The following is a 26,937-nucleotide window of genomic DNA, read 5'->3' on the forward strand; positions in this document are numbered from 1 at the left end:
ACAGAGATTATTCTGTTGCAAGTTGAAGGAGCTTTCTGCTATAATGATTACACAAACGAAGGAGGAAAAACATGGATACGAAGAAATTTTTAGAAATTTGTGCAAGAGGAAAAACAGGTCCTGCAGTGGAAAAAGATGATTGGGATCTGGACTACATCATCGACGGAGTGAGGGATTTGGTTGAGGATTATGACTTTAGCTGGGATAAACAAGTCATTATTCCAAATGATGAAAAACTGTTGGATGATATGTTCGAAGCAGCAAAAAAACTGATCGTAGATCTTGGTATTTACAATATGAGTACAAAGCGGATCATTCATTTTGAAAAAGAAGAGATTGAAGAAGGTCTGAGAAATATGAAGACCGAGCTGGTAATGGGGGAAGGCAAAGATGCGGTAACTTTGAAAGCCCGAAAAATAGAAGATGAATCCTTACCGGTTGTATGGGCAGGAAACCCGGGATGTCCGACACCGGAATCCTTATATTATCCCATTATTTTAAGTGCTGCAAAGGAGCCGGTCATTGATCTTTTGACTTGCGGATCATTAGTAGATGTAGATGGTTATGCGGTAACCAGCGGTGATGTAACGGAAGTAGTGGCAGTGCGCCGCGAAATGGAATATCTTCACAAAGCCCTTAAGGAAGTCGGAAGAGAAGGAATGGGGCTTTTAGCGGCAGAAAGTGCTGTTACAGAAGTTGGAGATTATGCGGCAGTTGGAGAAAAGCGTCTTCGTCCATGCGATTCCCATCTGGTTGCAATGTTTAATGAATTAATGATTGATAACGGTAATTTAGTACGTGCAGCAAATTCACTGGACTATGGAATGAAGAATGCATCCCTGGCATGTACCATGGTTGGTGGTCTTGCAGGGGATGCTCCGGGAGCAACGATTGTCATGCTGGCATCCATAATGGCAGCGAATCTGGTCTGTATGGCGGATTATCATCTCTGTCATCCGATCCATATCCAGGATGTGGCAACCACAGCAAGAGGCTGTCTGTGGCTCCAGTCTGTACTCTGCCAGACATTTGCCAAGAATGCTCCGGCAATTATAGTATGCGATCTTTGGCCAAGCAGCGGCGCTATGACAAAAGAACTGTTGTATGAAGTAGCCGCAAATACAATCGTGGTTACCGTCAGCGGCGGGCATCTGGAAGGACTGGGATCTGCAAATGGAAATAAACCAAACGGAACCGGGCTGGAAGTGCGCCTTATGGGTGAAGTGGGCAAAGCGGTTGCAAAACAAAAGATGACGCGTGAAGAGGCAAATGAAATTGTATTAAAACTGCTGGATAAATATGAGCATGTATTCCGTATGGAAGACGGAAACTGCGGAAAGCCATTTAATGAAGCATATGATATGGAGACAATTACCCCGCTTCCGGAATGGCTGGCAATGTATGAGGAAGTAAGAGCAGAACTTAAAGAAATGGGTATTCAGTTTTAGAATAAATGGATGAGTTGTATTGAACTTTGAAAAAAGAAAAAAGGACAAAAGAGAGAGGAAAGAAAAATGAATACAAAAGCAATGCGCTTATTTAAGGCAGAAGATGTAGGCGGCGTAGTTTATTCTTTCGTGGGAAACCTGGTCAATTACATTATTATAATTTACGCATTACAGGGTATTGGATGGACAGATGATATCATCTATGGCAGAGTGGTTCCGGGATTGTCCATCGGACTTATGGCCAGCGGTTTTATCTATGCCTATATGGGCAGAAAACTGGCAAAGAGAACAGGAAGAACAGATGTCACCGCACTACCTTCCGGTGTATCCACTCCGGCGATGTTCGTCTATCTGTATGGAGTTATTTATCCGCTTCATTATGCCGGGCTGTCACCGGAAGAATGTTGGACAGCAGCAGTTGCAGCCTGTTTCCTGGGAGGATTTATTGAGTTAATCGGAGGATTTGTCGGACCGTATATCAGAAGAATTATTCCCAGAGCAGCTATGCTTGGTGCAGTTGCGGGAATTGGTCTCGTATGGATGGCAACGGTTGGTTTATTTGAGGTTTATCATGATCCCGTATTGGGAATGCCGGTTCTTATCATTGCAATTATCGGTTTAATCGGCGGTTATGTATTTAAGAAGAAGATCCCTATGCTTTTGGTATCCGTGGTCTTTGGTGTGGTGTACGCTATCTGTCTTGGAAGAGTACAGATTGACACCTCTACAGTCGGAGTAGTACTTCCATATTTCTCCGGAGCAAATATACTGGCCGGATTTAAACTGATTGTGCCGTATCTGGGAGTTATTATCCCAATTGAAGTATATAACTTTATCGAAACCATGGATAACGTGGAATCCGCCATTGCAGCAGGAGATGACTACAATGTGGGACATGCTCAGATTGCGGATGGGTGCTGTACGATGTTATCTGCATTGTTTGGTGGAATTATACCAAATACAGTATGGCTGGGTCACCCGGGTCTGAAGAAAAGCGGAACAGGAACCGGATATTCATGGGTTACCGGAGTACTGTTTGGAGCATCTGCGCTGTTTGGCGTTTATGGATTCTTCAATTCTCTGATGCCTGCAGTAATAGCATCCATAACCTTCTTATGGTGTGCAATTCTGATGGTAGTCCAGTCCAGCACAGATGTGCCTAGAAGACACGGCGCTGCAGTTGCCATTGCACTGATTCCGCATATAGCGGACGTTTTGTATACATATGTACGAGATGCCTTAGGTTCTTTTGGAATCTTTTTGGAAGATACCCTTACGATGAACAGCAGTGATACGGTTTCTCAGACCATGCTGAATTACGGAGTCACCTGGCATGGTGTTGCAGCAATGCGACATGGGGCAATTCTTACCAGTATACTCTGGGCAACGGTTGTGGTATTCATCATTGACAGAAGACTGGATAAGGCAGGATATGCGCTTATCATAGCATCCATACTGTCGTTCTTTGGATTTATGCATGCCCCAATGCTGGGATTTGGGATCGATACAATGTCCTTCCCGTATGCTGTAGGGTATCTGATCTGCGCTGTAATCTGCTTTATTTTCCATTTTACACACAAGAAGCTGATGGATGTGCCGCGCAGATATGATTACGTATAGGAGGAAATTAGAATGGATGTTAAGTGTGTCAGAGTATTAAGACCTTATGAAAAAGCAGATGATAAGAAAAAAGTGATTTATATTGATGAGGATGCAAAGTATTCGCTGATGAAAGAATGGGGAGATAAAGTGTTTATCAAAGGACGCAATGATGTCAGGGACGTAGAAATCCAGCCCCTAAAAGAACTGGATCAAAACGGTTTTATTGCCCGGGCAGGACAGCAGTTAATTGATGAACTTTATATTGAGTATGGGGAAGAAGTCATGATTATATAAGTGTATTTTATGAGGGAGCAGCGATTGAGCTGCTCCTGCTTTTATATATGTGCCAAAATTTTTATATACGTGCCAAATATTTTTCCCATTCTTCCAGCGGGCTGCCGAAGTCTTGTTTCAGCTTTATATTCGCTTGCAGAGCATCCGCCTCCGGCGGTGAAAGAAGCTGAAATACTTCCGGATATTCCGCATCCCAGAAACATTCTTTTAAAACTTCTTCCAGGTCGCTCAGGGAATGGATCTGTTCCCGTATCATCCCGATCTTATCGGAAAGATACCGGCATTCCTGCATCTCTTCAATGAATAACCGCAGTTTTTCATCATCCATCATTTCGCCATCTTCAAATTCAGATACAGGTACAGTCACATCAGCGGACCGTGAAACAAAGACATGGCCGATTTGACCTAATTGGATATATTGATATAGGGATTCCTGGAATAATTCCAGTGCACAGGAAAGAAAGGAAACCAGTTCTTCTTCTTTTTCCAGGGAAAGTTCCAGAATTAAATGCGCAAGTGCTGTCCGTAAAAGACGTTTTAGCTGTACCTTGGTAAAAGCGGATAAATGGCGGTAAAGCCTGGATCTGATCCATGGGTGGATGTCCAGCATATAAACGCTGGTATTGCATAATACACAGCCGATCGCATTTTGAAATACAATCTGAAAAATGTTAACCAGAAGATTTTCAAAATCACTATGGTAGCCCCGCAATACCTCCCTGATAACAGATACAGAAAAATAAGATAAAAAGGTTTCTTCCAAATGAAATCTGTGCAGATATTCTGCTATGAAATCAATTCCTGTCAGTCCCTCTATTTCTAAACAGAGAGGATAATCAATGGAGCCGGGGCTTAGATGTGCTCCAAAATAAACATCATAATCATGGAAGAATGGAGGAATACCGGTTAAGATGGTCCGTTTGTAAACATCGTTTTCGATGGGAAGTAAATGTGCCTGTATATGTTCCAACAGGTACCGTGACTCATCCAGTAACTGCTGTTTGTGTTTCAAACCGGATGAAAAACGCTCCTCGACAGACTCTGTTCCTGTTATAAGATTCATAGAGGAAGCATTTGTATCTTCCAGACAATACAAAATAGAAAGAAGAATCTGCCTGGCAGTTTCGTTTGTAACAGAGGTACTTTCAGCACTGGTATATTTTCGAACCCTTTTTGCAAGAAGGGGAAGCACTTCTTCCAGGGTGACATCAGAGGGGAATTGGCTTTTATTCATCAAATTGTCCTTTCCATCCTTTTCGGATTTTACGGCAGAAATGATTCAGGCAGGTGTCTTCCAGGTATTCCAGTGAACCTTCGCATTCGCCTTCAAAGTGTACTTTCATATAATGAAGAAGGTCGTCATCACTTAATTCATCGAGAGACTCATTTTTGTACAGGTAAAAAATATTCTGAAGTGATATAAGAGTATCCAGATAATTGTCCTGATAAATGTAAGAAGAGTCACAAAATTCATAGATCAGTTTTGGAAGAATACCACCCTCAAATTCAATACGTCCAAATTCTGTCAGTACTTCTCTGCGGCATTCCATAAGCTGTGCAGCATCTTCTTCCGAGAGCGCAATACCAAACTGCTGAGTGTATTGGTTACAGGATACCAGGTTAGTGAGAAAATTTTTTTTATCGGCATTTAACAGGAGTGAAGTCAGTGCGGATTCATTCATAAGAATATCCTTTCTATTTATAAAGTTCGGAGGGAGAGTATTCCCTCAGAAATTGACAGGTATATAATATATACACCCTTAGAATTGTAACTGCAAGACTTGAAAAAATCGCGATTTTGTGGTAATATAATAGCAGAAAAGCTATAAAAAAGTGTCCGTTTGGGGCACTTTTTTACTTTAAAATAAAATACCGGAAAGTAGAAAGGAAGTATTGCAGGATGTATCCTGCAGCACTGGGTGAGTATCAAGATGAAATATGACTGCCTGATAGTAGATGATGAGGAAGCACTTGCTGACAGTACCTGTGAATACTTTAATATGTTTGATGTGAAAACAGCGGTTGTTTATACAAAAAGCCAATGTCTGAAATTTTTTGGAGAGAATCAGGCGGAGATGATTCTTCTGGATATCAATCTGGGGAATGATTCTGGATTTGCATTGTGTAAAGAGCTCAGGGAAAAAATACAGGTTCCTATTTTGTTTATCAGTGCCAGAACCAGCGATGATGATGTGCTGATAGCTTTAAATATCGGTGGAGATGACTATATAAAAAAACCATATTCACTCAGTATTCTCCTGGCGAAGGTAAAGGCGGTACTTCGGCGTCAGAAGCTGTCAAATGTCAGAGATTTGTTTGAGGACAGAGGTTTGGTTGTGGACTTTAAGACTTCCAGGGCCAGTTTAGATGGTACGCTATTAAAATTAAAGACAATGGAATATCAGCTGTTAGAATATCTGGTACAGAATGCAAACCGCATTATTCCAAAAGAAGAACTGTTCCGAAAGGTCTGGAAAGATGCTATAACCGGAGATGGAACACTAAACGTGCACATACGAAGGATACGTGAGAAGATAGAAGAAAATCCTAATGACCCCAAACGAATAAAAACAATCTGGGGAACGGGATACGTATATGAGGAGGAGTATCGTGATTAATAAAGGATTCATAGCGGTGACAGCAGCATTCCTTGTCATGATGGCGGGGTTTATGTTTTGGACGGCGACAGATGCCAAAGTGCAGAACCTGGATATTACTGCCGTGAATGATGTTGTAATGCAGGCAGCAGATCATTGGGATGAATTACTACAGGGAAGAAGCCGACAGGCTGTAAACCATGCCTATTCTTTTGCATTTTCCATATTTGACAGGGACGGGAAGATTCTGATGGCGACAGAAAAGGGGCTGTCAGAGAACCTGTCAATGTCGATTATTAATCGGGATACTATCGTGGATATCGAAAAAGATGGGGTGTTACTTGGCAAGGCAGTATTTCATAATAATTCTCAAGAATTTCTAAAATCAAAAACAGAACAATTTCTTTTATGCGGCGTGATTTTGATTTGCGGCATTCTGTTCTGCATCGTAATATATTATTGGTATCTGAGAAAGGAATTATTTGTACCATTTCAGAAAATGGAGTATTTTGCAAGAAATATAGCAAGAGGGGATTTCAATGTTCCGCTGGAAATGGATCATACAAATTTATTTGGAGCATTTACAGAAAGTTTTGATCTGATGCGTGAAGAATTAAAAAGGGCGAAGGAAAATGAGCGTCAGGCAAATCAAAGTAAAAAAGAGCTGGTTGCATCATTAAGTCATGATATTAAGACTCCCGTAGCTTCCATTCAAGCCATATCTGAGCTGATGCTGGCATTCCAAAGAAGCGATAAAGAGAAGAAACAGTTGGAAACAATCGGACAAAAAGCTGAACAGATCAATCAACTGATTACAAATTTATTTCAGGCAACTATGGAGGAATTAGAGAAGCTGAAAGTGGAAACTTTAGAAATGGGCAGCCAGATTCTGAGTTCTTATATAGCGGCAGCTGATTACAATCATCTGGCTGATCTGAAATCTATCCCGGAATGCATGATCGCAGCTGATCCACTACGGCTTCAGCAGGTGATCGATAATGTAATGAACAATTCCTATAAATATGCTAATACCTCTATTGAGATTTCTGCTTTCTGTGAGGAGAATTATCTGAGAGTATGTTTCCGGGATTTTGGAAAAGGAGCAGCGAAAGAGGATTTACCATTACTATTTGAAAAGTTCTACCGGGGCAGAAATACTGCAGAGATAAACGGAGCAGGACTGGGGCTGTATTTAGCCCGGTATTTTATGGAACAGATGGGGGGCAGTATCAACTGCGAAAACCGGGAAGATGGCTTTGTGGTTACCCTGTTTGTAAGACTTGCAGGAAAAGAGCAGTTCACGTATTAATTATCAAACCATTCTGCGGGTGAAGAATTAACGTAATGGGAATGGAATTCAAGAATACGGTATTCTTGTATGCCATGTATTTTAAAAGGCTCTTGAGATAAATACTTTTCAATTTTTTCTTTTGAATCGGATTTCATAATAAATACACCGCCGCTCATATCGGTTTTCAGTCCGGACAGTAATGTTGTTCCTTCATCCATTGCTTTTTGTGTATATGCCATATGTTCTTTCATTATATCATCTGTCATTTTATCTGCATCTAGTATCATTCCTTCGATCATAAAATATTTCATGTTGTTTTCCTCCTGAATTTATATTTTCTTCAATTATATACCTGGCTCGTGGAAAATAAAAGGGGGGTAGTAAGCTGAGTAAGGGGAGTGTGCGTTATTGTCAGGATTTTAAGTTTTAAGGATTGGTTAAGAATCAGCTAAAGACGCGCTAAGAATTTTCTGTGTAAAATAGGATTATGATAACAGATAATCTTATATATACCGGCATGTATTTGTCTGAAAGAGGAGAGAAAATGGGAGAAACAATATTAACTACCAATAAATTGTGCAAGACGTTTTCAAATGAAGGGGTCCAGCAGCATGTACTGAGAAATTTGGATATCAGTTTTGAGAAAGGGGATTTTACCGTAATTATGGGCGCATCCGGAGCTGGTAAATCCACGCTTTTGTATGCGTTATCCGGTATGGATAAACCAACCCTTGGAGACATCTATTATGGAAATACGAAAATTTCGGGCTACAGCAATGACAAACTTGCTGTTTTCAGGCGCAGACACTGTGGGTTTGTTTTTCAGCAGATTTATCTGCTGGAGAATATGAGTGTGTTGGATAATGTTATGGCAGTTGGACTATTGGCTGACAAAAATAAAAAGGAAGTATCGGGAAGGGGAAAAGAACTGCTAAAGCAGGTAGGACTGGATAAAAATTCATGGAAGAAGTTTCCTTCTCAATTATCGGGCGGAGAAGCGCAGAGAGTAGGAATTGTCAGAGCTCTTATTAATAAGCCGGAGATTGTGTTTGCGGATGAACCTACAGGCGCACTTAATTCTGCCCATGGGAAAGCAGTTCTGGATACCTTTACCAATTGTCACCAGGAAGGGCAGAGCATTATCCTGGTGACACATGATCTGCGTTCAGCACTGAGAGGAAATCGAATTATTTATCTGAAGGACGGCATCATTTGCGGAGAATGCCGATTAACGGATTATGATGAAGATGATCAAAACCGGATTGGAATACTGCGTGATTTTCTGGAAGAAATGGGGTGGTAAGATGGATACTGCAGGAATGTTAATGAAATCTTACCTGAAAAAGAGCAAAGGCCAGATGTTGTCGTTGTTCCTATTGATTGTAATTGCAGTTACCATTTTAAATACGGGAGCATTGGTATTTTTTAATTATCAGCAATCTTTTCTTAACAGAATGGAAGCGCTGAATGGAGCGCATTTTATGGCGGCATTGGCTGAAAGCGATGATCAGGATAAGAATATTGAGTTTATCCGGAATTATAAGGGGGTAAACCAGGTAGAGACACAGAAAGCTCTGATTTTTCCGGGAGCATCGCTTCCCTATGCAGACAGCAGGCTGGAACAGGTTTTTCTGATTACCAGTCTGGGAGAGAAAAGAAACATATCAAAACTTCATATTATGGAGGAAGATACATCTATACAGAACGGAATATACCTTCCTTATATTATGAAAACAGGAGGATATCATAAAATAGGGGAGCCTTTTGACATTCAGTTTAACCACAAGAGCTATTTATTTACCATAGCAGGATTTATAGAAGATGTGTCCCTCACAAGTTCCATTAACTTAGGTGGAATAGGAGCGTACTTAAAAGAACCGGATTTTGACAAACTGCAGGAAGATTCGAAAGAATGGAATAACCTTGGGACGCTGGTTTCAGCAAGAATGGAAGACTATCGTGATTCTGTGAATCTGACTTCTGACTTTAAGAAACAGCTGTCGGGAATGCAGCGTCTGGAAGGTACGGCTATGAACTTCTGGTGTCAGGATGCGGTATTGGGGGTACGTGCGAGGACTTTGACCTCCAACATCGGTGGGTCAATCATGATTAGCTTTGCACTTATTATTGTGTTGATCAGCATGGTGGTAATCCGATTCCGGATTATTAATATGATTGAAGAAGATATGAAAAATGTGGGTGTTTTAAAAGCGCTGGGCTACACCAGCAGACAGATTGTAATTTCCTTTGTCCTGCAATTTGCTCTTATTGGAAGTATAGGCGCTGTGCTGGGCATATCAGCATCTTATGGTGTTTTGCCCTTGATTAATGAGTTGTTTTCTGCACAGACAGGAATTGTATGGCACCAGGGATTCCACGCAGCCATTAGCAGCATCGTTTTTGTATTTATCATCATTATGACTGGCAGTATTGCATTTTTTGCTTCCGGCAGAATCAATCACCTGCATCCGATTATTGCCATGCGGGGTGGAATAGCGACTCACAGTTTTCGAAATAATGTTATTCCATTGGATACTTCGAAAGGAACCCTAAATCTTATGTTAGCCGTTAAGAACACGCTGCAGAATACCAAAAAGAATATTATGATTGGGATCATCATTTCATTTTTGACCTTCGTAGCATTGTTTGCATGGACGATGTATTATAATATAGCATTAGAAAAAAGTGCATTTTTAAATATTATAGGAGCAGAAATGGCAGATTTGATGGTTGTACTGCCAGACAATGAAAAAGTGGAATCTTTCCCAAAAAAGATTCGGGAAATGGATAATGTAAGAAAAACATTCTATTTTGATACCCTTAGTACCCTTGTAAATGGTATGGACTGTATGACCACTGTGATAGAAGATTTTAATATGGTGGAAAACAATACAATTTATAAAGGACGTTATCCCAAACATGACAATGAAGTGGCAATGGGTGCGCTATTGGCAGAGGTTCTTGTGAAAGATATTGGAGATACCATAACGGTAGAGACCGGAAATGAGCATAAAGAATTTCTGGTTACTGGGCTGACACAGGGATCTAACTTTCTCGGTATGGATATAATGATAACGAAGGCGGGAATTGAAAAAATTCTGCCGTCATTTAACCAGAGTAATCTGTACGTATATTTGAATCAAAGTGATGAAGGGGCAATGGAGGACTTCCAAAATGAAATCAATAAAATTTACGGAGAAGAAGAAATATCACTGACGAAAAATAAAGAAGTTATGTTCAGTGTGATCAATATATACTCCACTATGACAACGATTATAGCGATTGGTATTTTGTGTACCACAGTACTGGTTATTACACTGGTGTTGTATCTGATTATAAGGATGATGATTACCAGGCAAAAGCGGTATTACGGAATTCAAAAGTCCATCGGATTTACCACGGGTCAGATCATCAGACAGATTACATTCAGCTTAATGCCTCCAATTGTAATTGGTGCAGCAGCGGGAGGAATTATCAGCATGCTGGCTATGAACCGGGTTATCTCTGTACTATTCAAAAGCCTGGGGGTTATGAATGCGCATTTTATTATCCAGCCACTGGGGGTTACAGGAATTATAGCGGGTATTATTGCGGTAAGTTATGTATTGGGATATTTGATCGCAGGCAGAATACGCAAGATCACTCCTTATAGCTTAATAACGGAGTAAATCTGATTGTATTTCAAAGTAAATGGGATCTGAATAAAAATAAAATTTACAGTTCTCCAATACTTATGGTATGATAGAGATATAATTTGGCAGAGACATTAGTATTTCCATAAATTTTGGCCGGGCAGCGAGTCGCTGTCTGGAATTGTATTCTTACAGATCGGTGCAGGCCTGCCTGCACACCGTAAACTGCTGCGATGTACTTCAGCACAATGCTTGTGCGGCCTGCGGTTGGTACAACTTCGCATTTTACGTATCACCTTTTTGTTTTGCCTTTGCCATCTAATAAAACCAAGCCGGACAATTCAATTATATTTGAATAATCCGGCTTGAATTACAGTAGAGTGTGCTTGAAAATTCATTGCACCCGTCTGGTCGCTCCACTTTGCAGGCTGAAATTGTGCAATTTAAGGGACGTAGCCCCACTACGCACCTGAAATTGCACGGTTACATTCCACAAATTGGAACAACCAGCCAGGTACAGCAATTTTAAAACACGCTCCAGGATGGAGGAAAACATATGGGAGATCATAGGTTGTGGAAATATTGTACGGCGGAACATTGCAGGCAGCTGATCATGGAGTTTCAATTATTTGGAGAGATTAATTGGCCAGAGGAGCGCCAGATTGCATGTCTGTATGCTCTTAGCAATCATATCCCCAGTCACTATCGCACTGCAAAAATTCCAAAGAGGGACGGTACCAGCCGGCAGCTCTGCATACCTGACACACTTCTGAAAATGGTTCAGAGAAATATTCTTCATCATATTCTGGACCCGATCCCTGTATCATCATGCGCAACTGCTTACCGTAAAGGAGTCTCGCTTATCTCAAATGTATCCGGCCATGTGGGGCAGGAAAAAATTCTAAAACTGGACATCCATGATTTTTTCGGAAATATACCTTTTATACTGGTATATCAGAGGGTTTTCCATAGTTATCGGTTTCCGCCTGCAGTAGGAACACTGCTGACACATCTCTGCTGTTACGAAGGCTGTCTGCCCCAGGGAGCACCCACCTCAGCTGCAATATCAAATATTGTTATGATGCCCTTTGATGAGTACATGGGGGAATGGTGTGCTAAACGTGGGATAACCTATACCAGATACTGTGATGATATGACCTTTTCCGGCAGCTTTGAGGCATATAAAGTAAAAAATAAAGTTCGCGGTTTCTTACAGGTGATTGGTTTAGAGTTAAATGAAAAGAAGACGAAATTACTTTTAGCCGGTCAGAGGCAGGCAGTTACCGGTATTGTAGTCAATTGTAAACCACAGGTATCCGGGGAATATAGAAGGAAACTGCGCCAGGAAATATACTATTGCTGTAAATTTGGCGCAGCTTCTCATCTACAGCATGTACAAGATCAAAAATACGGGACAGATGCAACAGAAAATATTCGTTATCTTCAGAAACTGCTTGGTAAAATTAACTTTGTTTTACAGGTTAATCCTGAGGATAAGTATTTTAAGACGGCCAGAGAGAGTTTGAAAAATTTAGTGACATGAAAGGAAGTCAGAGAGATCGGGGATAGGTAGTTTTTCCAGTTTTGGGAAATCCTAAAGAATCCGCCATGTCAATCAGATACATGGCGGATTCTTCCTGTACTTTATTTTATGGACAGCGTTTTATGCTCATCCAGCATCCCCTGAATCACCTTCTGTGTATAAGCTCCAAGGAATTTCTTATCTTCTTTGCTTAATTCTTTCGGATAAATTGGCTTTCCATACTGCAGAATTACATGTGCGGAACGTATTTTAGGAAAATGATTCTCAAAAATCTCGGCAGAGTTAGTGATGGCCATAGGAATTATGGCACAGCCTGTTTTTTCAGCCATTTTCAGGCTGCCTTCTTTAAAGGGTAGCATTGGGGCATCCGGTACTTTGTTCCTGGTTCCTTCCGGAAAAATGCACATGGATATTCCGGCTTTTATTTGTTCAATTCCTTTAAGAATCGTTTTCAGACCTTCTTTGATGTCTTCCCGATTGAGAAACAGGCAGTAGAGCCGTTTCATCCAGTGGGAGAGCAGAGGTATTTTTTCCATGCCATCTTTCGCCACGTAGCCTGTAAGCCCCGGACATCTGGAATAGGTAAGCAGAATATCAAAAAAACTTCTGTGATTGCCTACATACAGCACTGCTTCATTCTGGGGGACGTTTTCAGCACCGATGATGGTTGCCTTGGTTCCGCTCACAAACAATACCAGTTTAAAAACGTTTTGAACCAGACGTAAAGATGATATATCTCTCAGTCTCGGATTGAATTTACCAAGGATCCACTCAAATATCAGAATTGGAATGGATAAAATAAGAAAACCTACAACAACTATTACAACAATAATAAAACGTATCATGTCTATCTCTCTTTTCTACTAATTAGTTATATCTTATGAAATTAATACCGCCCAAATAAGTGGGAGGTCTGACGCAGCCATTCAGAACGGCTGGAGTCCAGATCTTCCTGCAGGTAGCGGAATTCCCAGTTTCCTTCGGCAACACCCGGTGTATTCATCCTGTGACTGCTGTCAAGCTGGAGAATATCCTGTATCGGGAAAATAGCAAATCTTGCAATTGTGCCCATGCAGAAACGTATCATATCAAGGCTTATATTGCCGCCATCGGTATTTCCGTATCTGCGGATTTTATCCTTTAATTCTTCGGACAGACCCTGATACCAGCCGGCAGAGGTATCGTTATCATGGGTACCGGTATAACAGATGCAGTTGACAGTAGTGAAATTATGGGGAAGGTATGTACTTTCACCCATATCCTGAAATGCAAACTGTAAGATCCGCATACCCGGAAAATGAAACATATCCCGCAGCCATTCCACATCAGGTGTGATGATCCCAAGATCTTCCGCCAGAATCGGAAGCCGGTCCCCCAGTTCTTTTTGGATACATAGAAACAGGTCTTCGCAGGGACCCTTCACCCATTTGCCATTCAAGGCAGTTTCTTCCTCCGCAGGAATAGACCAGTAAGCCTCAAAGCCCCTGAAATGGTCGATACGAAGATAATCAACCATCTTCAGCTGATGTGCAATTCTGCTGATCCACCACTGATAACCATCTTTTTTGTGAACAGGCCAGTCATAGAGCGGATTGCCCCAGCGCTGTCCGGTAGCAGAAAAGTAGTCAGGAGGAACTCCGGATACTCTGGTGGGATGACCAGTACTATCCAGCTGGAACAGCCCTTTATTTGCCCAGACATCGGCGCTGTCGTATGCTGCGAAGATGGGGATATCCCCGATAATAAAGACCTCTTTTTCATTGGCATAGGCTTTTAATTTCGCCCATTGGGAAAAGAAGATAAACTGCAGGAACTGGTGATATCGGATTTGGTCTTTTAAGCTTTTTTTCAGACTGTCCCTTACTTCTGGTATGGGTGAAATTAGTTCTTCTTCCCAGTCTGCCCAGCATTCGCCTTCGTGAGTATCTTTAAGTGCCATAAAGAGGCTGTAATCTTCCAGCCAATCTGCATTTGCCATACAGAAATCGTCATACTCTTCCAGGAGCATTTTATTGGGTGTGTGCTTAAATGCGGCATATGCCTGCAGAAACAGTGTTTCTTTGTATTTGCGGACCTCAATGTAATCAGCTTTTCTGGGATCTTTCCATTGAGGAATCTTTTCAATATCACTTTTTTCCAACAGTTCCATATCAGCCAGATCATCGAGACTGATCAATAACGGCTGCCCTGCAAACGCAGAAGGGCTTTGATAGGGGGAGTTCCAGAAGCCGGTAGGACCAAGTGGAAGAACCTGCCACAGGTGCTGGCTGGATTCATGGAGAAAATCGATGAAATCATAAGCGCCTTTTCCCAGGTCGCCAATGCCATAAGGGGATGGAAAGGAGGTAGGATGCACCAGAATGCCCGACAGACGGCGCATATCCTCTTCGTTACTTGTATTAACCATAAAATTCTCCTTTACGTTATACGTACTATGCTTTTTATTATACTGGACTTTTGAAAGGGATTCAAGAAGAACAGATAAATTTATACTTGAAGAATTCGCATATTTTGTATATAATAGGGGCATCTGCAAGTTACGGACCTTTAGACTCACTTTAGGATAACGACTTGGTTTTAAAAACGAAAGTGAGGAGAGGTCTATGTTTTTGTGTATTGATAATTATGATTCTTTTGTGTACAATCTGTCCGCTTATTTTGAAGAGCTGGGTCAGGAAATTCTCGTAGTGCGAAATGATAAGGTTACGTTAGAGGAACTTTCCGGTATGAGACCGGAGGGGATCGTAATTTCGCCAGGTCCTAAAAACCCGAAATCAGCGGGGCTATCCAATGAAATTGTCCGGAAATTTAAAAATGAGATACCAATATTAGGTGTATGCCTGGGTCACCAGGTTATAGGCTATTCTTTTGGTGCGGATATAGTGAAAGGAAATCGGCCCATGCATGGAAAAGTTACCAGAATCCACCACAGTGGAAGGGGGATTTTCCGTGGAATTCCAAAAGAATATGGGGTAACCAGATATCATTCCCTTGTGATAGACAAGACTACTTTGCCGCTTGATTTTCAGGTGGATGCCTGGACAGAAGATGGGGATATTATGGCAATATCCCACAGGGAAGCCCCTGTTTTCGGTGTACAGTTTCATCCGGAAGCTGTGCTGACCGATTTCGGACATGAACTTTTAGATAACTTTATAAATATTAGTAAAGACTGGTGGTGCAGACATGCTTAAGAAAATTCAGAAATTACAGCCGTATATCCCGATTCAGGACATCCATATGGTTTTTCAAAATGAAAAGGACGCCGTTTTTCTGGACTCGTCTCTGAGAAATAAGCTCGGCAGATACTCCATTATCGGTCTGTACCCCTATCTGAAGCTGGTAAAAGGGGAAACTTTTACGATCAACGGAGAACCAGGCAGTGTTTCATTTGAACAATTTATGAGAAATTATCTAAAAGAAAATAAAGAAGGAAATGTAACGGGACTTCCTATTATTTCCGGAGCAATCGGATATTTTTCTTATGATTACGGGCGCAAAAAAGAAGGGGTAAAAGCAAAAGATCCAATAGAAGCAGATATCCCGGACTGCATTTTGAATTTCTATGATGTATTTATTATTGAGGATCATGAGAAAAAGGAAGTTTCGCTGATCGCAAATGGGAAGCTGAAAGACAGCAGCATTCGTTTGGAAGAGTTAAAGAAGTCCATTTTTAATGGTATTCGTATCGCACACCCATTGGAGGAGAGAAGAGAAATTGAGGTAATCCCTAATTTTCAAAAAGAAGATTATTTAAAAGCAATTGATGATATGATAGGATATATTATCGAAGGTGATATTTATATTGCGAATATGACCCAGCGGCTTAGCATAAAAAGCAGCAAATCTCCGTATGAAGTATTTAGTAAGTTACGGGGAAATAATCCTGCTCCATTTGGCGGATATCTGAATTATGGCGATTTTCAGGTCATCTGCGCTTCTCCGGAACGGTTTCTCCAAATGAAAAAGGGGCATGTGGAAACCAGACCGATCAAGGGGACCAGAAAAAGGGGAACTACACCTGAAGAGGATAAAATGCTGAAGGAAGAGCTGGCATCTTCGGAAAAAGATAAAAGTGAACTGCTGATGATTGTAGATTTGGAGCGGAATGATCTGAACCGGGTATGCAGGCACGGAAGTGTTCAGGTAACGGAACTTTTTACCGTAGAAGAATATGCAACGGTTTTTCATCTTGTCTCTAACATCACAGGAGATCTGAAGCCTGGAATGACGGTGATGGATCTGATAGAAGCGGCATTTCCGGGAGGTTCCATCACCGGTGCCCCCAAGCTGCGTGCCATGGAGATTATTGATGAGCTGGAACATGGCAGAAGAGGATTGTATACTGGTTCAATCGGATATCTGACGCTGGACGGAGATTGTGATTTTAATATTGTGATACGGACTGCCGTGCACAAAGACGGCATATATCATTTAGGAGTAGGCGGAGGGATCACCTACGAATCGGAACTGGAATTTGAATATGAAGAGACGCTGCAAAAGGCGAAAGCGATACTGGAAGCCTTACAGTAGCGCAGAAAGGTTTATGATGAATAAGAACTATATGTTATTCGATCTGGATGGAACGCTGACAGACCCGCAGGAGGGAATTACCAATTCCGTTGCCTATGCTTTGAAACAATATGGGATCCATATAGAGGAAAAGGCAGCACTGAACAAATTCATAGGACCTCCCCTGAAGGATTCTTTTGTTGAATATTATGGGTTTTCCGATGAGCAGGCAGAGGAAGCGGTATGGAAATACAGAGAATACTTTAACGAGGACGGAATATTTGAAAATAAAGTTTATCCCGGCATACCGGAGATGCTGCAGCATTTAAAGGAACAGGGGAAAGTACTGATTGTGGCAACATCAAAACCTACCGTATATGCAAAGCGGATCCTGGAACGTTTTGAGCTGATAAAGTACTTTGAGGATGTTCAGGGAAGTGAATTGGATGGAAGACGAACGAAAAAAGATGAAGTAATCAGTTATGCCCTGGATCAAAATCATATTTCCGACAAAAACCGGGCTGTTATGATCGGAGACCGGGAACACGATATAATCGGCGCAAAAAAATGCGGTCTGGAAAGCATTGGTGTGCTGTTTGGGTATGGAACCCGGGAAGAACTGGAAAAAAGCGGAGCAGATAAAATTGCGGATTCCGTTCAAATGCTGGAGAAATTATTGACGGAGTAGAAAATAATGGATATCAAATTAGATGAAGGGTATTGGTTTGGCCTTGGAGTATTTGAAACAATAGCGGTAGTAAATGGCAGGGCGGTACTTCTTGAAGAACATTTAAAACGGATGGAAAAGGGAATACACTTTCTTAAGTTAAAAATGTATGTTTCCAAAGAAAAGATTGTGGAATATCTGATGGAGCATCCTATGTCACATGGAGTTCTTAAAATATCTGTATCAGATGAAAATATGATTTTAACGCACAGACAAAATCCATATGGAGATGAACGGTTTCAAAAAGGGTTTCGGGCAAAGTTCAGCCAGGTAATCCGAAATGAGACTTCCGGGTTCACCTATCATAAAACTACGAATTATGGAGACTGCATTCTGGAGAAAAGGAAAGCATTAGAAGAAGGATATGATGAGTTTATTTTCTGCAACAGCAAAGGAGAGGTCTGTGAAGGGACTTCCAGCAATATTTTTTTTGTAAAAGATAAAGTCATATATACACCCCGAGTGTCCTGCGGACTGCTTCCCGGAATTATAAGAGACTATCTGATGCGCAGAGAAAAGATTGTTGAGACTGTGATATATCCTCATGAGATTTCCGGCTATGAGGAATGCTTTCTCACGAATTCCCTGATGGGGTTGATGTCCGTTACTTCATTAGATGGTTATACGTTTCCTCAAAGAACCATTGCAGCGCGGTGGAATCAAATATTCTGGAGGGAAATGGAATAAGATGAATGTTCCCTTGCTCATCCTGCATAAGATATTAATAATAAGGCAAGGAAAAGGATAGGAGAGTAAGTGAAAAAAGTAATATCCATTACCATTAGTATCTGCTTTCTGCTGACACTATGCTTGGCAGGGGGCTGCGGCACCCAGGATGACAGTGATAAGGGGAAAATAAAGGATCTGGAATTTACCGTTGTTACTCCGGAAGAGATGCCGGAAGAACTGGCACAGACAATAGAAGAGAACAAAAAAACAGAAATAAAGATGACATACCAAAGCGATAAGTACCTGTATATGATCCGCGGATACGGAGAACAGAAAACAGGCGGTTACAGCATTCAGGTCGACAAATGCTATCTGACGAAGGACGGAATCATGGTACATACCAGTCTGATTGGCCCGTCACATGAAAAGACCATACAGCAGGAACCATCGTTTCCATTTGTAGTAATTAAAATCCCATTTATGGAAGGATCTGTGACTTTTGAATAAAAAGACAAAGCCTTCCACATAATTTACACCCTCCCGGCATAAAATTATAAGAGATCATGCTGGGAGGGATTTTTTGTGGAATTATTAAAAAAGAATATTCATATGAATCATGAAAAAAGCAGAGCATCCAGCCAGGTAACCCTGGAGGAAGACTACAACGTATCTGACAGCAAACCGGATGTGGGAAAACTGATACAAAAGAAAGCAAATATCAAATTGGATGATATGAAGGTAAGCACGGATCATGTACTTTTAACCGGAGCACTGGAAGTTTGGGTATTGTATGTAGCAGATACACCGGACAGACAGATACATAGGCTGGAATCTAAGATTCCGTTTGAAGAGCAGATGAATCTGGACGGTGTGGAGCCGGGAGACAATATCTGCCTGAAATGGGATGTGGAAGATATCTCTGTTTCGCTGATCAATTCCAGAAAGCTGAGTATGAAGTCACTGCTGTCCTTTAATGCATCCGTAGAGGAACTGTACGATGCTCAGGCGGCTGTAGAGATTCATGGGCTGGGTGATATTAGTACAAAGTCCAAGAACCTGGAATTGCTGCAGTTAACTGTTCAGAAAAAAGATATTTTAAGGGTAAAGGATGAAATTGCCATCCCATCCAATAAACCTAACATCCAGGAAATGCTTTGGGAAAATGTGCAGCTTCGGGGAACTGATATCCGTGTTTTAGACGGTCAGCTGGATATTAAAGGAGAACTGTTCATCTTTGTGCTTTACGCAGGAGATGATGAAAATGGTACAAAACAATGGCTGGAAACTGTACTTCCCTTCCAGGGAACGGTGGACTGTCCGGGCTGTGCCCAGAATATGCTTGCCAATGTGGAAGTTTCCCTTGCTTCGGCGAATCTGGAAGTAAGACCTGATTATGATGGCGAAGAGCGCCTTGTGCAGGTTGATGTGGTTCTGGATCTGGATATCCGCCTCTATGAAGAAGAAAAGGTACAGATTCTGGAAGATGTCTACACACCGGTAAAGGATTTAATCCCGGTTACGATGGAACAGGTATGTGAAAGTCTGGTAGTAAAAAACTTTTCCAAGTGCAGAGCCAGTGACCGTATGAGAATGGAAAGCAGCCAGCCAAGGATGCTTCAGATCTGCCACAGCCAGGGTGAGGTTAAGATTGATGACACCAGCGTTACAGAAAATGGAATAAAAGTAGAAGGTGCAGTATTTATAACCATTTTGTATATTACATCGGATGATACGCTGCCTTATGCCCTGATGGAAGGCGCTGTGCCATTCCAGCATATCATAGAAGTGCCTGAGATTGATAAGGACTGCCGATTTACGCTGCAAAGCGAGCTGGAGCAGCTGTCAACGACCATGATCGACAGTGAAGAACTGGAAGTAAAGGTCTGTGTAAATCTGAATGCAATGGTCATCCGTGTTCATAAAGAACAATGTATTATTGATGTGGAAGAGCATGACTTAGATATGAAGAAGCTCCAGGAACTGCCGGGAATTGTAGGATATATTGTTCAGGCAGATGATAATTTGTGGAGTATAGCAAAACAATATTATACGACTCCGGAGAGGATTCGGGAGTTAAATGAAATTGAAGAAGACGAGGTTTCACCCGGTACGTGTCTGCTGGTTATGAAGGCTGTTGAGAATTTGAGCTGATCTTTTGACAAAAATTGTAAACTCTCCGGAAAATTTGTTGAATTTTGAGTGATTTACCATTGACTTTTGTGTATGAAATGAGATACAATATTGCTAATCAAGATGATTGTATACAAAGTGCAACGGGGGTACACGATGAGAGAGATGAAATTAAAGGCTCTTGCAAAGATAAATTTGGGCCTTGATGTGGTACGAAAAAGAGAAGATGGGTACCATGAAGTACGAATGATTATGCAGACAATTCATCTGTATGACCAGATCCGGATCCATGAGCTGCAGAAACCCGGAATTAAAGTAAAGACAAATCTATATTATCTGCCGGTTAATGAAGATAATCTGGTGTATAAAGCAGCAAAACTTCTGATGGATGAATTTGGAATCAAAAAAGGGTTGTCCATAAATTTGAAGAAATTTATTCCTGTTGCGGCAGGAATGGCGGGCGGCAGTTCTGATGCGGCGGCAGTAATGGTAGGAGTGAACCGTTTGTTCAAGCTCGGCCTTACCAGGGAAGAACTGATGGAACGCGGGGTGAAGATAGGTGCAGATGTACCGTATTGTATCATGCGGGGGACAGCACTGGCGGAAGGAATTGGGGAAAAACTCACTATCCTGCCGCCAATGCCTGCATGTCATATACTAATTGCCAAGCCGGGCGTACATGTTTCTACGAAATTTGTTTATACAACGCTGGATGCCGGAGAGATTACCGACCACCCGGATATAGATGGACAGATTCGGGCGCTGGAAAATGGCGATCTGAAGAAAGCGGCAGCACTTATGGGAAATGTTCTGGAAACGGTTACCGTTCCGGAATATCCGATTATTGCGGATATTAAAAATATAATGCTGGAACATGGCGCATTAAATGCCATGATGAGTGGAAGCGGACCAACTGTTTTTGGAATCTTTGATGACAAAAAAGCAGCCAAAAAAGCTTATGATGTATTATATCAGGGGGACCTTGCAAAGCAGGTTTACCTCACAGGCATTTTTAATAATTCGGTAAAATAACCCACAATATGTAACCACAGAAGAAATGTTATGGATACACAACAGGATAGGTATGGAGGTCTACAAATGAATGAAAATTTTCACATAGATATGAATGAATATCTGCCACTGCGGGACGTGGTTTTTAATACTCTGCGAAATGCAATTTTAAAAGGCGAATTAAAACCGGGAGAACGCCTGATGGAAATTCAGCTGGCACAGCGACTGGGAGTAAGCCGTACTCCGGTGAGAGAAGCGATACGTAAACTGGAATTAGAAGGGCTGGTTCTGATGATTCCAAGAAAAGGTGCAGAAGTTGCGCAGATTACTATACGTGATCTGGAAGACGTACTGGAAGTACGTTGTGCGCTAGAAGAACTGGCGGTCAAAGATGCTTGTGACCATATTACGGACGAGCAGCTCATAGAACTTAAGAAAGCTGCAAATGATTTTAAACGGTCCTTAGATGGCTCAGACATTATCGATTGTGTAAAAGCGGATATGCATTTTCATGAAATTATCTATGATGCAACCAACAACCGCAGGTTATTACAGATCTTAAGCAATCTTCGGGAACAGATGTACCGTTACCGTATGGAATATCTGAAAGACCGGTCGATGCATAAGAATCTTCTGGAGGAACATGATGCAATCCGCCGGGCTCTGAAAAAGCATGATAAAGAGAAAGCAGGAAATGCAATTCATACCCATATTGAAAATCAAAAAGAATCAATTATTAATAGTCTTCGCGAAAAAGAATAAAATGTAAATAATTACATATGCTACACCTAAAAGGATAAGAATCTTCTTATCCTTTTTTTGTGGCCTGACAGCGCTTATTTTATGGCTATTTCTATGAAAACTCGCTGTATTTTATACAAAGGCCCGGAGAGGAGGCTGAAAAATGAGTGATAACGTTTCCACACGTTTATCGGATAATGAAACGAAAATCAAAGCCTGGTGTGAAAATTGTGATGATATCATCATTCGTCCAATGCGCCTGGGGCTTCCGCCAAAGGTAGACTGTCTTGCCGTATTTATTGAGGTGGCAGTCAGCAATATGCTTCTGGAAGAATCCATGATCGGGCGTTTGTTAATTCAGATGCAGGAAATGTCACCGGATGAAATCCGCCGAACGGTAAATGAAGACGGACTTGGAATTACCGATGCAAAAGAACTTGCAACCATGGAAGAAGCTATGGCAGCCATGCTGGCGGGAAATGCCATTTTCTTTATTGACGGATATGATAAAGCACTAAAAGTAAGCAGTAAAGGATATCCTGGAATGGGTGTATCCAAATCTGAGTCTGAAAAAGTTTTAAGAGGTTCCAAAGAGGCATTTACAGAATCTGTTAAATTAAATGCAGCCCTGGTACGAAAACGTGTCCGGGATACAACAATGAAGATTAAAGAGCGTCCGATTGGAAAGCGATCAAATACAATGACCGCCATTATTTATATGGAAGGACTGGTCTATCCGGATTTGCTGGAGGCAATGGAACAAAAGCTGGATTCTTTTGAAATTGACGGAATCATGGACAGCGGGGTAATAGAACAGCTGACAGAGGATACCTGGTATTCGCCGTTTCCCCAGTATCAGACAACAGAACGGCCTGATAAAGCTGCGATGGCAGTATTGGATGGAAGAGTCGTATTATTAAGTGACAATTCTCCGGAGGCATTGATTCTGCCTACAACCATAAACAGTTTTTTCCAGACAAGCGATGACTACTACCGCCATTTTGGAATTGTATCATTTTTAAGAATTATTCGTTTTGTTGCGGCATTTCTGGCAGTTTCCCTGCCTGGGCTGTATGTGGCAGTTACGAATTACCACACGCAGATTCTTCCGACAAACCTGATACTCTCTTTGGCTGAAGCAAGGCAGGGGGTACCGTTTCCAAGTGTGATTGAGGTGCTTTTGCTGGAATTATCCTTTGAGCTTCTTAGGGAGGCAGGGGTACGGATGCCGGGGCCCATTGGAAATACAATTGGTATCGTAGGCGGCTTAATTATCGGACAGGCAGCGGTCAGTGCCAATCTGGTCAGCCCCATCGTAGTTGTGATTGTTGCTTTGACGGCGCTCAGCTCTTTTTCCATACCGAATGAAGAACTGTCAGAAGCACTGCGTCTGATTAAATATGCCATGATTCTCGGAAGCGCTTTTTTTGGAATCCTCGGTCTGGTTTTGGGCTGGTTTGTCCTGCTGACCCATCTGAGTGCGCTGAAAAGTTATAATATACCTTATCTGATGCCATTTGTGGCAGCTGATATCAACCAGGGAATGGATAAGAAGGATGCGCTGGTACGGGCCCCGTTAGACAGACTGAAAAGCCGTCCTGTTTTTGCCAGAAGACAATCAAGAACCCGGTTAAAAATAAAGTGATAAAGAAAGGAAATGCTCATGTTTTCCAATAACCAGAAAATTTCGGTACGACAATTGAAAAGGCTTTTAGTCATGGACTGGATTGGTAAAATAAGCTTATTGCTGCCCCGGTTTATTGTGCAGTCAAGCGGAAAAGATTTAATATTGAGCCTGATTCTGGGAGTTGGGATTACGGCAGTATATACCTGTATTGTCTGCTATTTAAGCCGATATATCACCAGGAGTTTTGGAGGTTACGTAGAACTCCGTCTGGGAAGGGCTTCTGCATTTGCGCTGTGTCTGGTCTACTGGAGTTATATGTTTGTCAATCTGCTTTACATCACCCGGGTATTCGGAGCAGTAACCAGGCAGTATATGCTTCCGGAATTGTCCGAAAATATTCCATGTATTCTTATGCTTCTGGGAGGATTTTATGCCTCTATGGATCCAAAAGAGAGAAGAGGTCGTATTGCAGAAGTACTTTATCCTTTTGTGCTTATTCCGCTTCTGATACTTCTGGTAATAGCGTCCTTCGGTGTTCAAAGTGAGTATTTTACTTATGAAAGTGCCAACTTTAATGCAGTAACGATGAAGCAGAGCTTCCAGGTATTTACTGCATTTGGTGGCGTGAGCCTCATTTTATTTGAAGCACCGTTTATACAGAAAAGTGGGATGCGTCTGAGAACTACATTAAAAGGGCTGATGATAACTGCAATTGGTATTGGTGCGGCAATCCTTATTGGGATTGGTTCTTTTGGAGACCAGGGAATGAAAGCGTTAAGATGGCCTGTTGTTACTTTGATGAGTAATGTAGATATACCGGGAGGTTTTCTGCAGCGGTTCGATATTTTGTTTTTGGCGCTTCTTCTTATGAGCTTTTTTGTAGCAGCCAGTACGGGAATATTCTATTTGAATCTGATCTTTAAGGAGATGTTTAAGCAGCCGGAAGAAAAGCACTATCACCTTTTAATGCTGATACTTAGTATCGCAGGTGTTCTCTGGTGCAAAAATGTTGAGATAGCCCAACAACTTTTTTTAACCGTAAACTGTTATCTACTGATACCGATTATGGCGGTATTCACAGTCATCTTTGCGATACTGGAATGGGAAAAGAGGAGGCGTAGCAAGTGAGAAAATGTTTTGTGACAGTAGTTTTAATGGCAATCATGCTCTGCCTGTCAGGTTGTACCAAACGAGAGCTGGAAGACCGCTATTTTCCTTTAGCAGTTGAAGTACACAAAGAAGAAGAAGGATATCGGATCGAATATGCCCTTCCAAATATGGGAGAAGAGACGGGACAGAAAAAGGGCGGGGAAGAGGAATCAGAACAGGAAGAAAAGGATACCAAAGAAGAAAGCGCTGTGGGGAAGACCATAGAGGAGGCAGCAAAAGCTTATGCAGCTTATGTAGACAAATATATTGATTCCGGTCACACAAAGGCAATTATCCTGGGCCCGGAAATGCTGGAAGATGCAAATACCAGAAAAGAAATGCTGACATATTTTGAAAGTCATACCTCATTTGCCAGGAGCATTTCCGTCTTTGTATATGACGATGAAGGAGAAGAAAGCCTGGTTACCAAGACCGCTTCTTCTATAGATTCACTGGGAACCTATCTGCAGGATCTGATAAAAAATAATCCGGATAAAAAGGGAGTAGGAACGACACTAGGGGATCTTCTTAATTTTTGGCATAATAATGAAGAAGAAGTGACAATTCCCCAGGTTCATCTGAAGAAAGACAAACCGGTAGTAGACGGAGAAGTTGTTTTTATCAGCAGTCCATAATGCTGGTTCTTCGAACAATGCCCCTGTACCTACTGGTGTCGCCCGGCGTAAATACGCCACAGGCACTATATATCGACGTATTTACGCCGGGAGGCACTAGATGGCAGATACAAAATCTATGGAATTTAGATTGTACATCTCAAAAATAATGTGGATAACCTTGTTTAAAACCCTAAATCCTGTGAATACTTAAATTGTACTAACAAACAGTTTGGTACAACAAAGTAAAAACAGGAGGGTACATAGGAATATGAGTATAATAAATCGATTTTATCAAAAATGGTATCTTGTAATTGGCGGTATGGGAATTGTAAGCGGGATTTTGATCTGCATGTTTCTGGCAGGCAGAATGACTCAGGAAACATCACTGCAAAAGGGAATTGCAGATCAAATAATACGTTTTCATGTTATTGCAAACAGCGACAGCGATGAGGATCAGGCACTAAAAATGAAGGTAAAGAATGAAGTGGTAGCATATATGGAAACCCTTTTAAAGGACGCACATTCAATTGATGCCACAAGAGCCTGCATCAAAGATAACATGGATAAAATACAAAAAAAAGCAGTTGAAATCATAAATAGGGAAGGCTATGCATATCCTGCTAAAGCCAGCCTTACCTGGTGCTATTTTCCCATTAAATCATATGGTGACATTACGTTTCCTGCCGGTGATTATGAAGCACTCCGCATACAGATAGGAGAAGCCAAAGGAAAGAACTGGTGGTGCGTACTGTATCCAAACCTGTGCTTTATTGATTCGATACATGCGGTAGTACCGGAAGATGAAAAAGAAGAGCTTAAAAATGTGTTGACAGAAGATGAGTATGACAGTTTATTTTCCTGGAAGAAGAGTGAGTATAAAATTGGGTGGAAGTATTTGCCGTTTTAAAACACGATCTAGTACTACAGCGAATAATTTCTTGAATTGGGGTTTTGCTGAGGAAGGACGCTTTGTAGATGTAGGTAGTGTACGGAAAGATGGGAGTGGGAAACTTGTATGGACTCCGTCAACTAGCCGCAGAACTGGTATTTTCTAACCTTTCCGAAGCGCTTTTTGGCGGCACGCGGGTATTCACCGAGAAACCCTGATGCATTTCTCGGTTCAGTACCCGCTTAGTATCCGATGGGAGCCAGTCGAATACTATCCGCCAAAAAACACTCCGGAAAGGTAAGTAAATACTCAGCTCTGCTCTACGCTTCCTCCGTCCATTCAAGTTTCCCACTCCCATCTTTCCGAGATTCAGTTTACTGCCACAAAGCTGGTTTTCTCAGCCTGGTGGAGACCCCTGGGCTGTGGCAGGCTGTTCTTTATTGGATGCAGCGTAGTAT

The 26,937-nt window shown here is 41.6% G+C and carries 26 protein-coding genes; 21 read left to right on the forward strand and 5 right to left on the reverse strand.

Features of this window, described 5'->3' with window-relative positions; genetic code table 11:
* The first annotated feature begins 71 nt into the window (after window positions 1–71).
* From RHS_RS14050 to RHS_RS14060, 3 genes are all read left to right on the forward strand, one after another.
* Entirely contained in the window at window positions 72–1,448 is a 1,377-nt protein-coding gene (locus RHS_RS14050; RefSeq protein WP_047833538.1) for a monomethylamine:corrinoid methyltransferase, read from the forward strand.
* Between the two features lie 66 nt (window positions 1,449–1,514).
* Window positions 1,515–3,068, forward strand: coding sequence for a hypothetical protein (locus RHS_RS14055; RefSeq protein ID WP_044294132.1), 1,554 nt, complete (start codon window positions 1,515–1,517; stop codon window positions 3,066–3,068).
* 12 nt (window positions 3,069–3,080) lie between these two features.
* Entirely contained in the window at window positions 3,081–3,344 is a 264-nt protein-coding gene (locus RHS_RS14060; protein ID WP_027293076.1) for a hypothetical protein, read from the forward strand.
* A 61-nt stretch (window positions 3,345–3,405) separates the two neighbouring features.
* Here the strand turns inward: RHS_RS14060 and RHS_RS14065 are convergent, their stop codons facing one another.
* Both RHS_RS14065 and RHS_RS14070 read right to left on the reverse strand, forming a co-directional pair.
* Window positions 3,406–4,578 (reverse strand): DUF6179 domain-containing protein, encoded by a 1,173-nt coding sequence (locus RHS_RS14065; RefSeq protein ID WP_047833539.1) that lies wholly within the window; start codon window positions 4,576–4,578, stop codon window positions 3,406–3,408.
* Window positions 4,571–5,026: a DUF6323 family protein gene (locus RHS_RS14070; RefSeq protein WP_052430735.1), complete on the reverse strand. Its 456-nt coding sequence runs from the start codon at window positions 5,024–5,026 to the stop codon at window positions 4,571–4,573. The genes RHS_RS14065 and RHS_RS14070 overlap by 8 nt, the downstream gene beginning before the upstream one ends.
* 249 nt (window positions 5,027–5,275) lie before the next feature.
* On the opposite strand from RHS_RS14070, the gene RHS_RS14075 reads away from it, so the two are divergent.
* Together RHS_RS14075 and RHS_RS14080 are read left to right on the forward strand one after the other, a co-directional pair.
* Window positions 5,276–5,962 carry a response regulator transcription factor gene (locus RHS_RS14075; RefSeq protein ID WP_047833540.1) on the forward strand — a complete coding sequence of 229 codons (687 nt, stop codon included), beginning with the start codon at window positions 5,276–5,278 and terminating at the stop codon, window positions 5,960–5,962.
* The gene (locus RHS_RS14080) at window positions 5,955–7,250 is read left to right on the forward strand and encodes a HAMP domain-containing sensor histidine kinase (protein ID WP_052430736.1); all 1,296 of its coding nucleotides are present in this window, start codon (window positions 5,955–5,957) and stop codon (window positions 7,248–7,250) included. The genes RHS_RS14075 and RHS_RS14080 overlap by 8 nt, the downstream gene beginning before the upstream one ends.
* Here RHS_RS14080 and RHS_RS14085 read toward each other — a convergent pair.
* Window positions 7,247–7,543, reverse strand: coding sequence for a YciI family protein (locus tag RHS_RS14085; RefSeq protein ID WP_027293081.1), 297 nt, complete (start codon window positions 7,541–7,543; stop codon window positions 7,247–7,249). The two genes, RHS_RS14080 and RHS_RS14085, sit on opposite strands and share 4 nt — an antisense overlap.
* 233 nt (window positions 7,544–7,776) lie before the next feature.
* Between RHS_RS14085 and RHS_RS14090 the strand changes: the two genes are divergently transcribed.
* The 3 genes from RHS_RS14090 (at window position 7,777) to RHS_RS14100 (ending at window position 12,407) form a co-directional block, all read left to right on the forward strand.
* Window positions 7,777–8,535 (forward strand): ABC transporter ATP-binding protein, encoded by a 759-nt coding sequence (locus tag RHS_RS14090; protein ID WP_047833541.1) that lies wholly within the window; start codon window positions 7,777–7,779, stop codon window positions 8,533–8,535.
* Window positions 8,471–10,900, forward strand: a complete 2,430-nt coding sequence (locus tag RHS_RS14095; RefSeq protein WP_047833542.1) for an FtsX-like permease family protein — start codon at window positions 8,471–8,473, stop codon at window positions 10,898–10,900. The genes RHS_RS14090 and RHS_RS14095 overlap by 65 nt, the downstream gene beginning before the upstream one ends.
* A 520-nt stretch (window positions 10,901–11,420) precedes the next feature.
* Window positions 11,421–12,407, forward strand: a complete 987-nt coding sequence (locus RHS_RS14100) for a reverse transcriptase family protein (RefSeq protein ID WP_047833543.1) — start codon at window positions 11,421–11,423, stop codon at window positions 12,405–12,407.
* A 101-nt stretch (window positions 12,408–12,508) separates the two neighbouring features.
* Here the strand turns inward: RHS_RS14100 and RHS_RS14105 are convergent, their stop codons facing one another.
* Both RHS_RS14105 and malQ read right to left on the reverse strand, forming a co-directional pair.
* Complete coding sequence (locus RHS_RS14105; RefSeq protein WP_027293085.1) at window positions 12,509–13,252, reverse strand: 1-acyl-sn-glycerol-3-phosphate acyltransferase; 744 nt, start codon at window positions 13,250–13,252, stop codon at window positions 12,509–12,511.
* 41 nt (window positions 13,253–13,293) lie between these two features.
* Window positions 13,294–14,814, reverse strand: coding sequence for a 4-alpha-glucanotransferase (gene malQ / locus RHS_RS14110; protein WP_047833544.1), 1,521 nt, complete (start codon window positions 14,812–14,814; stop codon window positions 13,294–13,296).
* Window positions 14,815–15,010: 196 nt separating this feature from the next.
* Here malQ and RHS_RS14115 point away from each other — a divergent pair, with 196 nt between their 5' ends.
* The 13 genes from RHS_RS14115 to RHS_RS31040 all read left to right on the forward strand — a co-directional run bounded on the left by RHS_RS14115 (window position 15,011) and on the right by RHS_RS31040 (window position 26,697).
* Window positions 15,011–15,601: an aminodeoxychorismate/anthranilate synthase component II gene (locus tag RHS_RS14115; protein WP_047833545.1), complete on the forward strand. Its 591-nt coding sequence runs from the start codon at window positions 15,011–15,013 to the stop codon at window positions 15,599–15,601.
* A complete protein-coding gene (gene pabB / locus RHS_RS14120; RefSeq protein WP_047833546.1) occupies window positions 15,594–16,940 on the forward strand; it encodes an aminodeoxychorismate synthase component I in 1,347 nt (448 codons plus the stop codon). Before RHS_RS14115 ends, pabB begins: the two co-directional genes overlap by 8 nt.
* Before the next feature lie 13 nt (window positions 16,941–16,953).
* On the forward strand, window positions 16,954–17,607 hold the full coding sequence (locus tag RHS_RS14125; RefSeq protein ID WP_044294145.1) for an HAD family hydrolase: 654 nt from the start codon (window positions 16,954–16,956) through the stop codon (window positions 17,605–17,607).
* A 6-nt stretch (window positions 17,608–17,613) separates the two neighbouring features.
* Entirely contained in the window at window positions 17,614–18,333 is a 720-nt protein-coding gene (locus RHS_RS14130) for an aminotransferase class IV (RefSeq protein WP_047833548.1), read from the forward strand.
* Window positions 18,334–18,402: 69 nt separating this feature from the next.
* Entirely contained in the window at window positions 18,403–18,822 is a 420-nt protein-coding gene (locus RHS_RS14135; protein ID WP_027293090.1) for a protease complex subunit PrcB family protein, read from the forward strand.
* Between the two features lie 75 nt (window positions 18,823–18,897).
* A complete protein-coding gene (locus RHS_RS14140; RefSeq protein WP_027293091.1) occupies window positions 18,898–20,466 on the forward strand; it encodes an SPOCS domain-containing protein in 1,569 nt (522 codons plus the stop codon).
* A gap of 135 nt (window positions 20,467–20,601) precedes the next feature.
* Entirely contained in the window at window positions 20,602–21,477 is an 876-nt protein-coding gene (ispE, locus tag RHS_RS14145) for a 4-(cytidine 5'-diphospho)-2-C-methyl-D-erythritol kinase (RefSeq protein ID WP_027293092.1), read from the forward strand.
* A gap of 66 nt (window positions 21,478–21,543) precedes the next feature.
* The gene (locus RHS_RS14150) at window positions 21,544–22,218 is read left to right on the forward strand and encodes a GntR family transcriptional regulator (RefSeq protein WP_027293093.1); all 675 of its coding nucleotides are present in this window, start codon (window positions 21,544–21,546) and stop codon (window positions 22,216–22,218) included.
* Window positions 22,219–22,360: 142 nt separating this feature from the next.
* Window positions 22,361–23,842, forward strand: coding sequence for a spore germination protein (locus tag RHS_RS14155; protein WP_027293094.1), 1,482 nt, complete (start codon window positions 22,361–22,363; stop codon window positions 23,840–23,842).
* Between the two features lie 18 nt (window positions 23,843–23,860).
* Window positions 23,861–24,952, forward strand: a complete 1,092-nt coding sequence (locus RHS_RS14160; protein ID WP_047833549.1) for a GerAB/ArcD/ProY family transporter — start codon at window positions 23,861–23,863, stop codon at window positions 24,950–24,952.
* The gene (locus RHS_RS14165) at window positions 24,949–25,608 is read left to right on the forward strand and encodes a hypothetical protein (protein ID WP_047833550.1); all 660 of its coding nucleotides are present in this window, start codon (window positions 24,949–24,951) and stop codon (window positions 25,606–25,608) included. Before RHS_RS14160 ends, RHS_RS14165 begins: the two co-directional genes overlap by 4 nt.
* Before the next feature lie 250 nt (window positions 25,609–25,858).
* Complete coding sequence (spoIIR, locus tag RHS_RS14170; protein ID WP_044289222.1) at window positions 25,859–26,497, forward strand: stage II sporulation protein R; 639 nt, start codon at window positions 25,859–25,861, stop codon at window positions 26,495–26,497.
* Between the two features lie 77 nt (window positions 26,498–26,574).
* Window positions 26,575–26,697, forward strand: a complete 123-nt coding sequence (locus RHS_RS31040) for a hypothetical protein (RefSeq protein ID WP_395022421.1) — start codon at window positions 26,575–26,577, stop codon at window positions 26,695–26,697.
* Window positions 26,698–26,937: the final 240 nt, after the last annotated feature.

It is taken from the genome of Robinsoniella sp. RHS, assembly GCF_001029355.1.
Taxonomy (GTDB): domain Bacteria; phylum Bacillota; class Clostridia; order Lachnospirales; family Lachnospiraceae; genus Robinsoniella; species Robinsoniella peoriensis.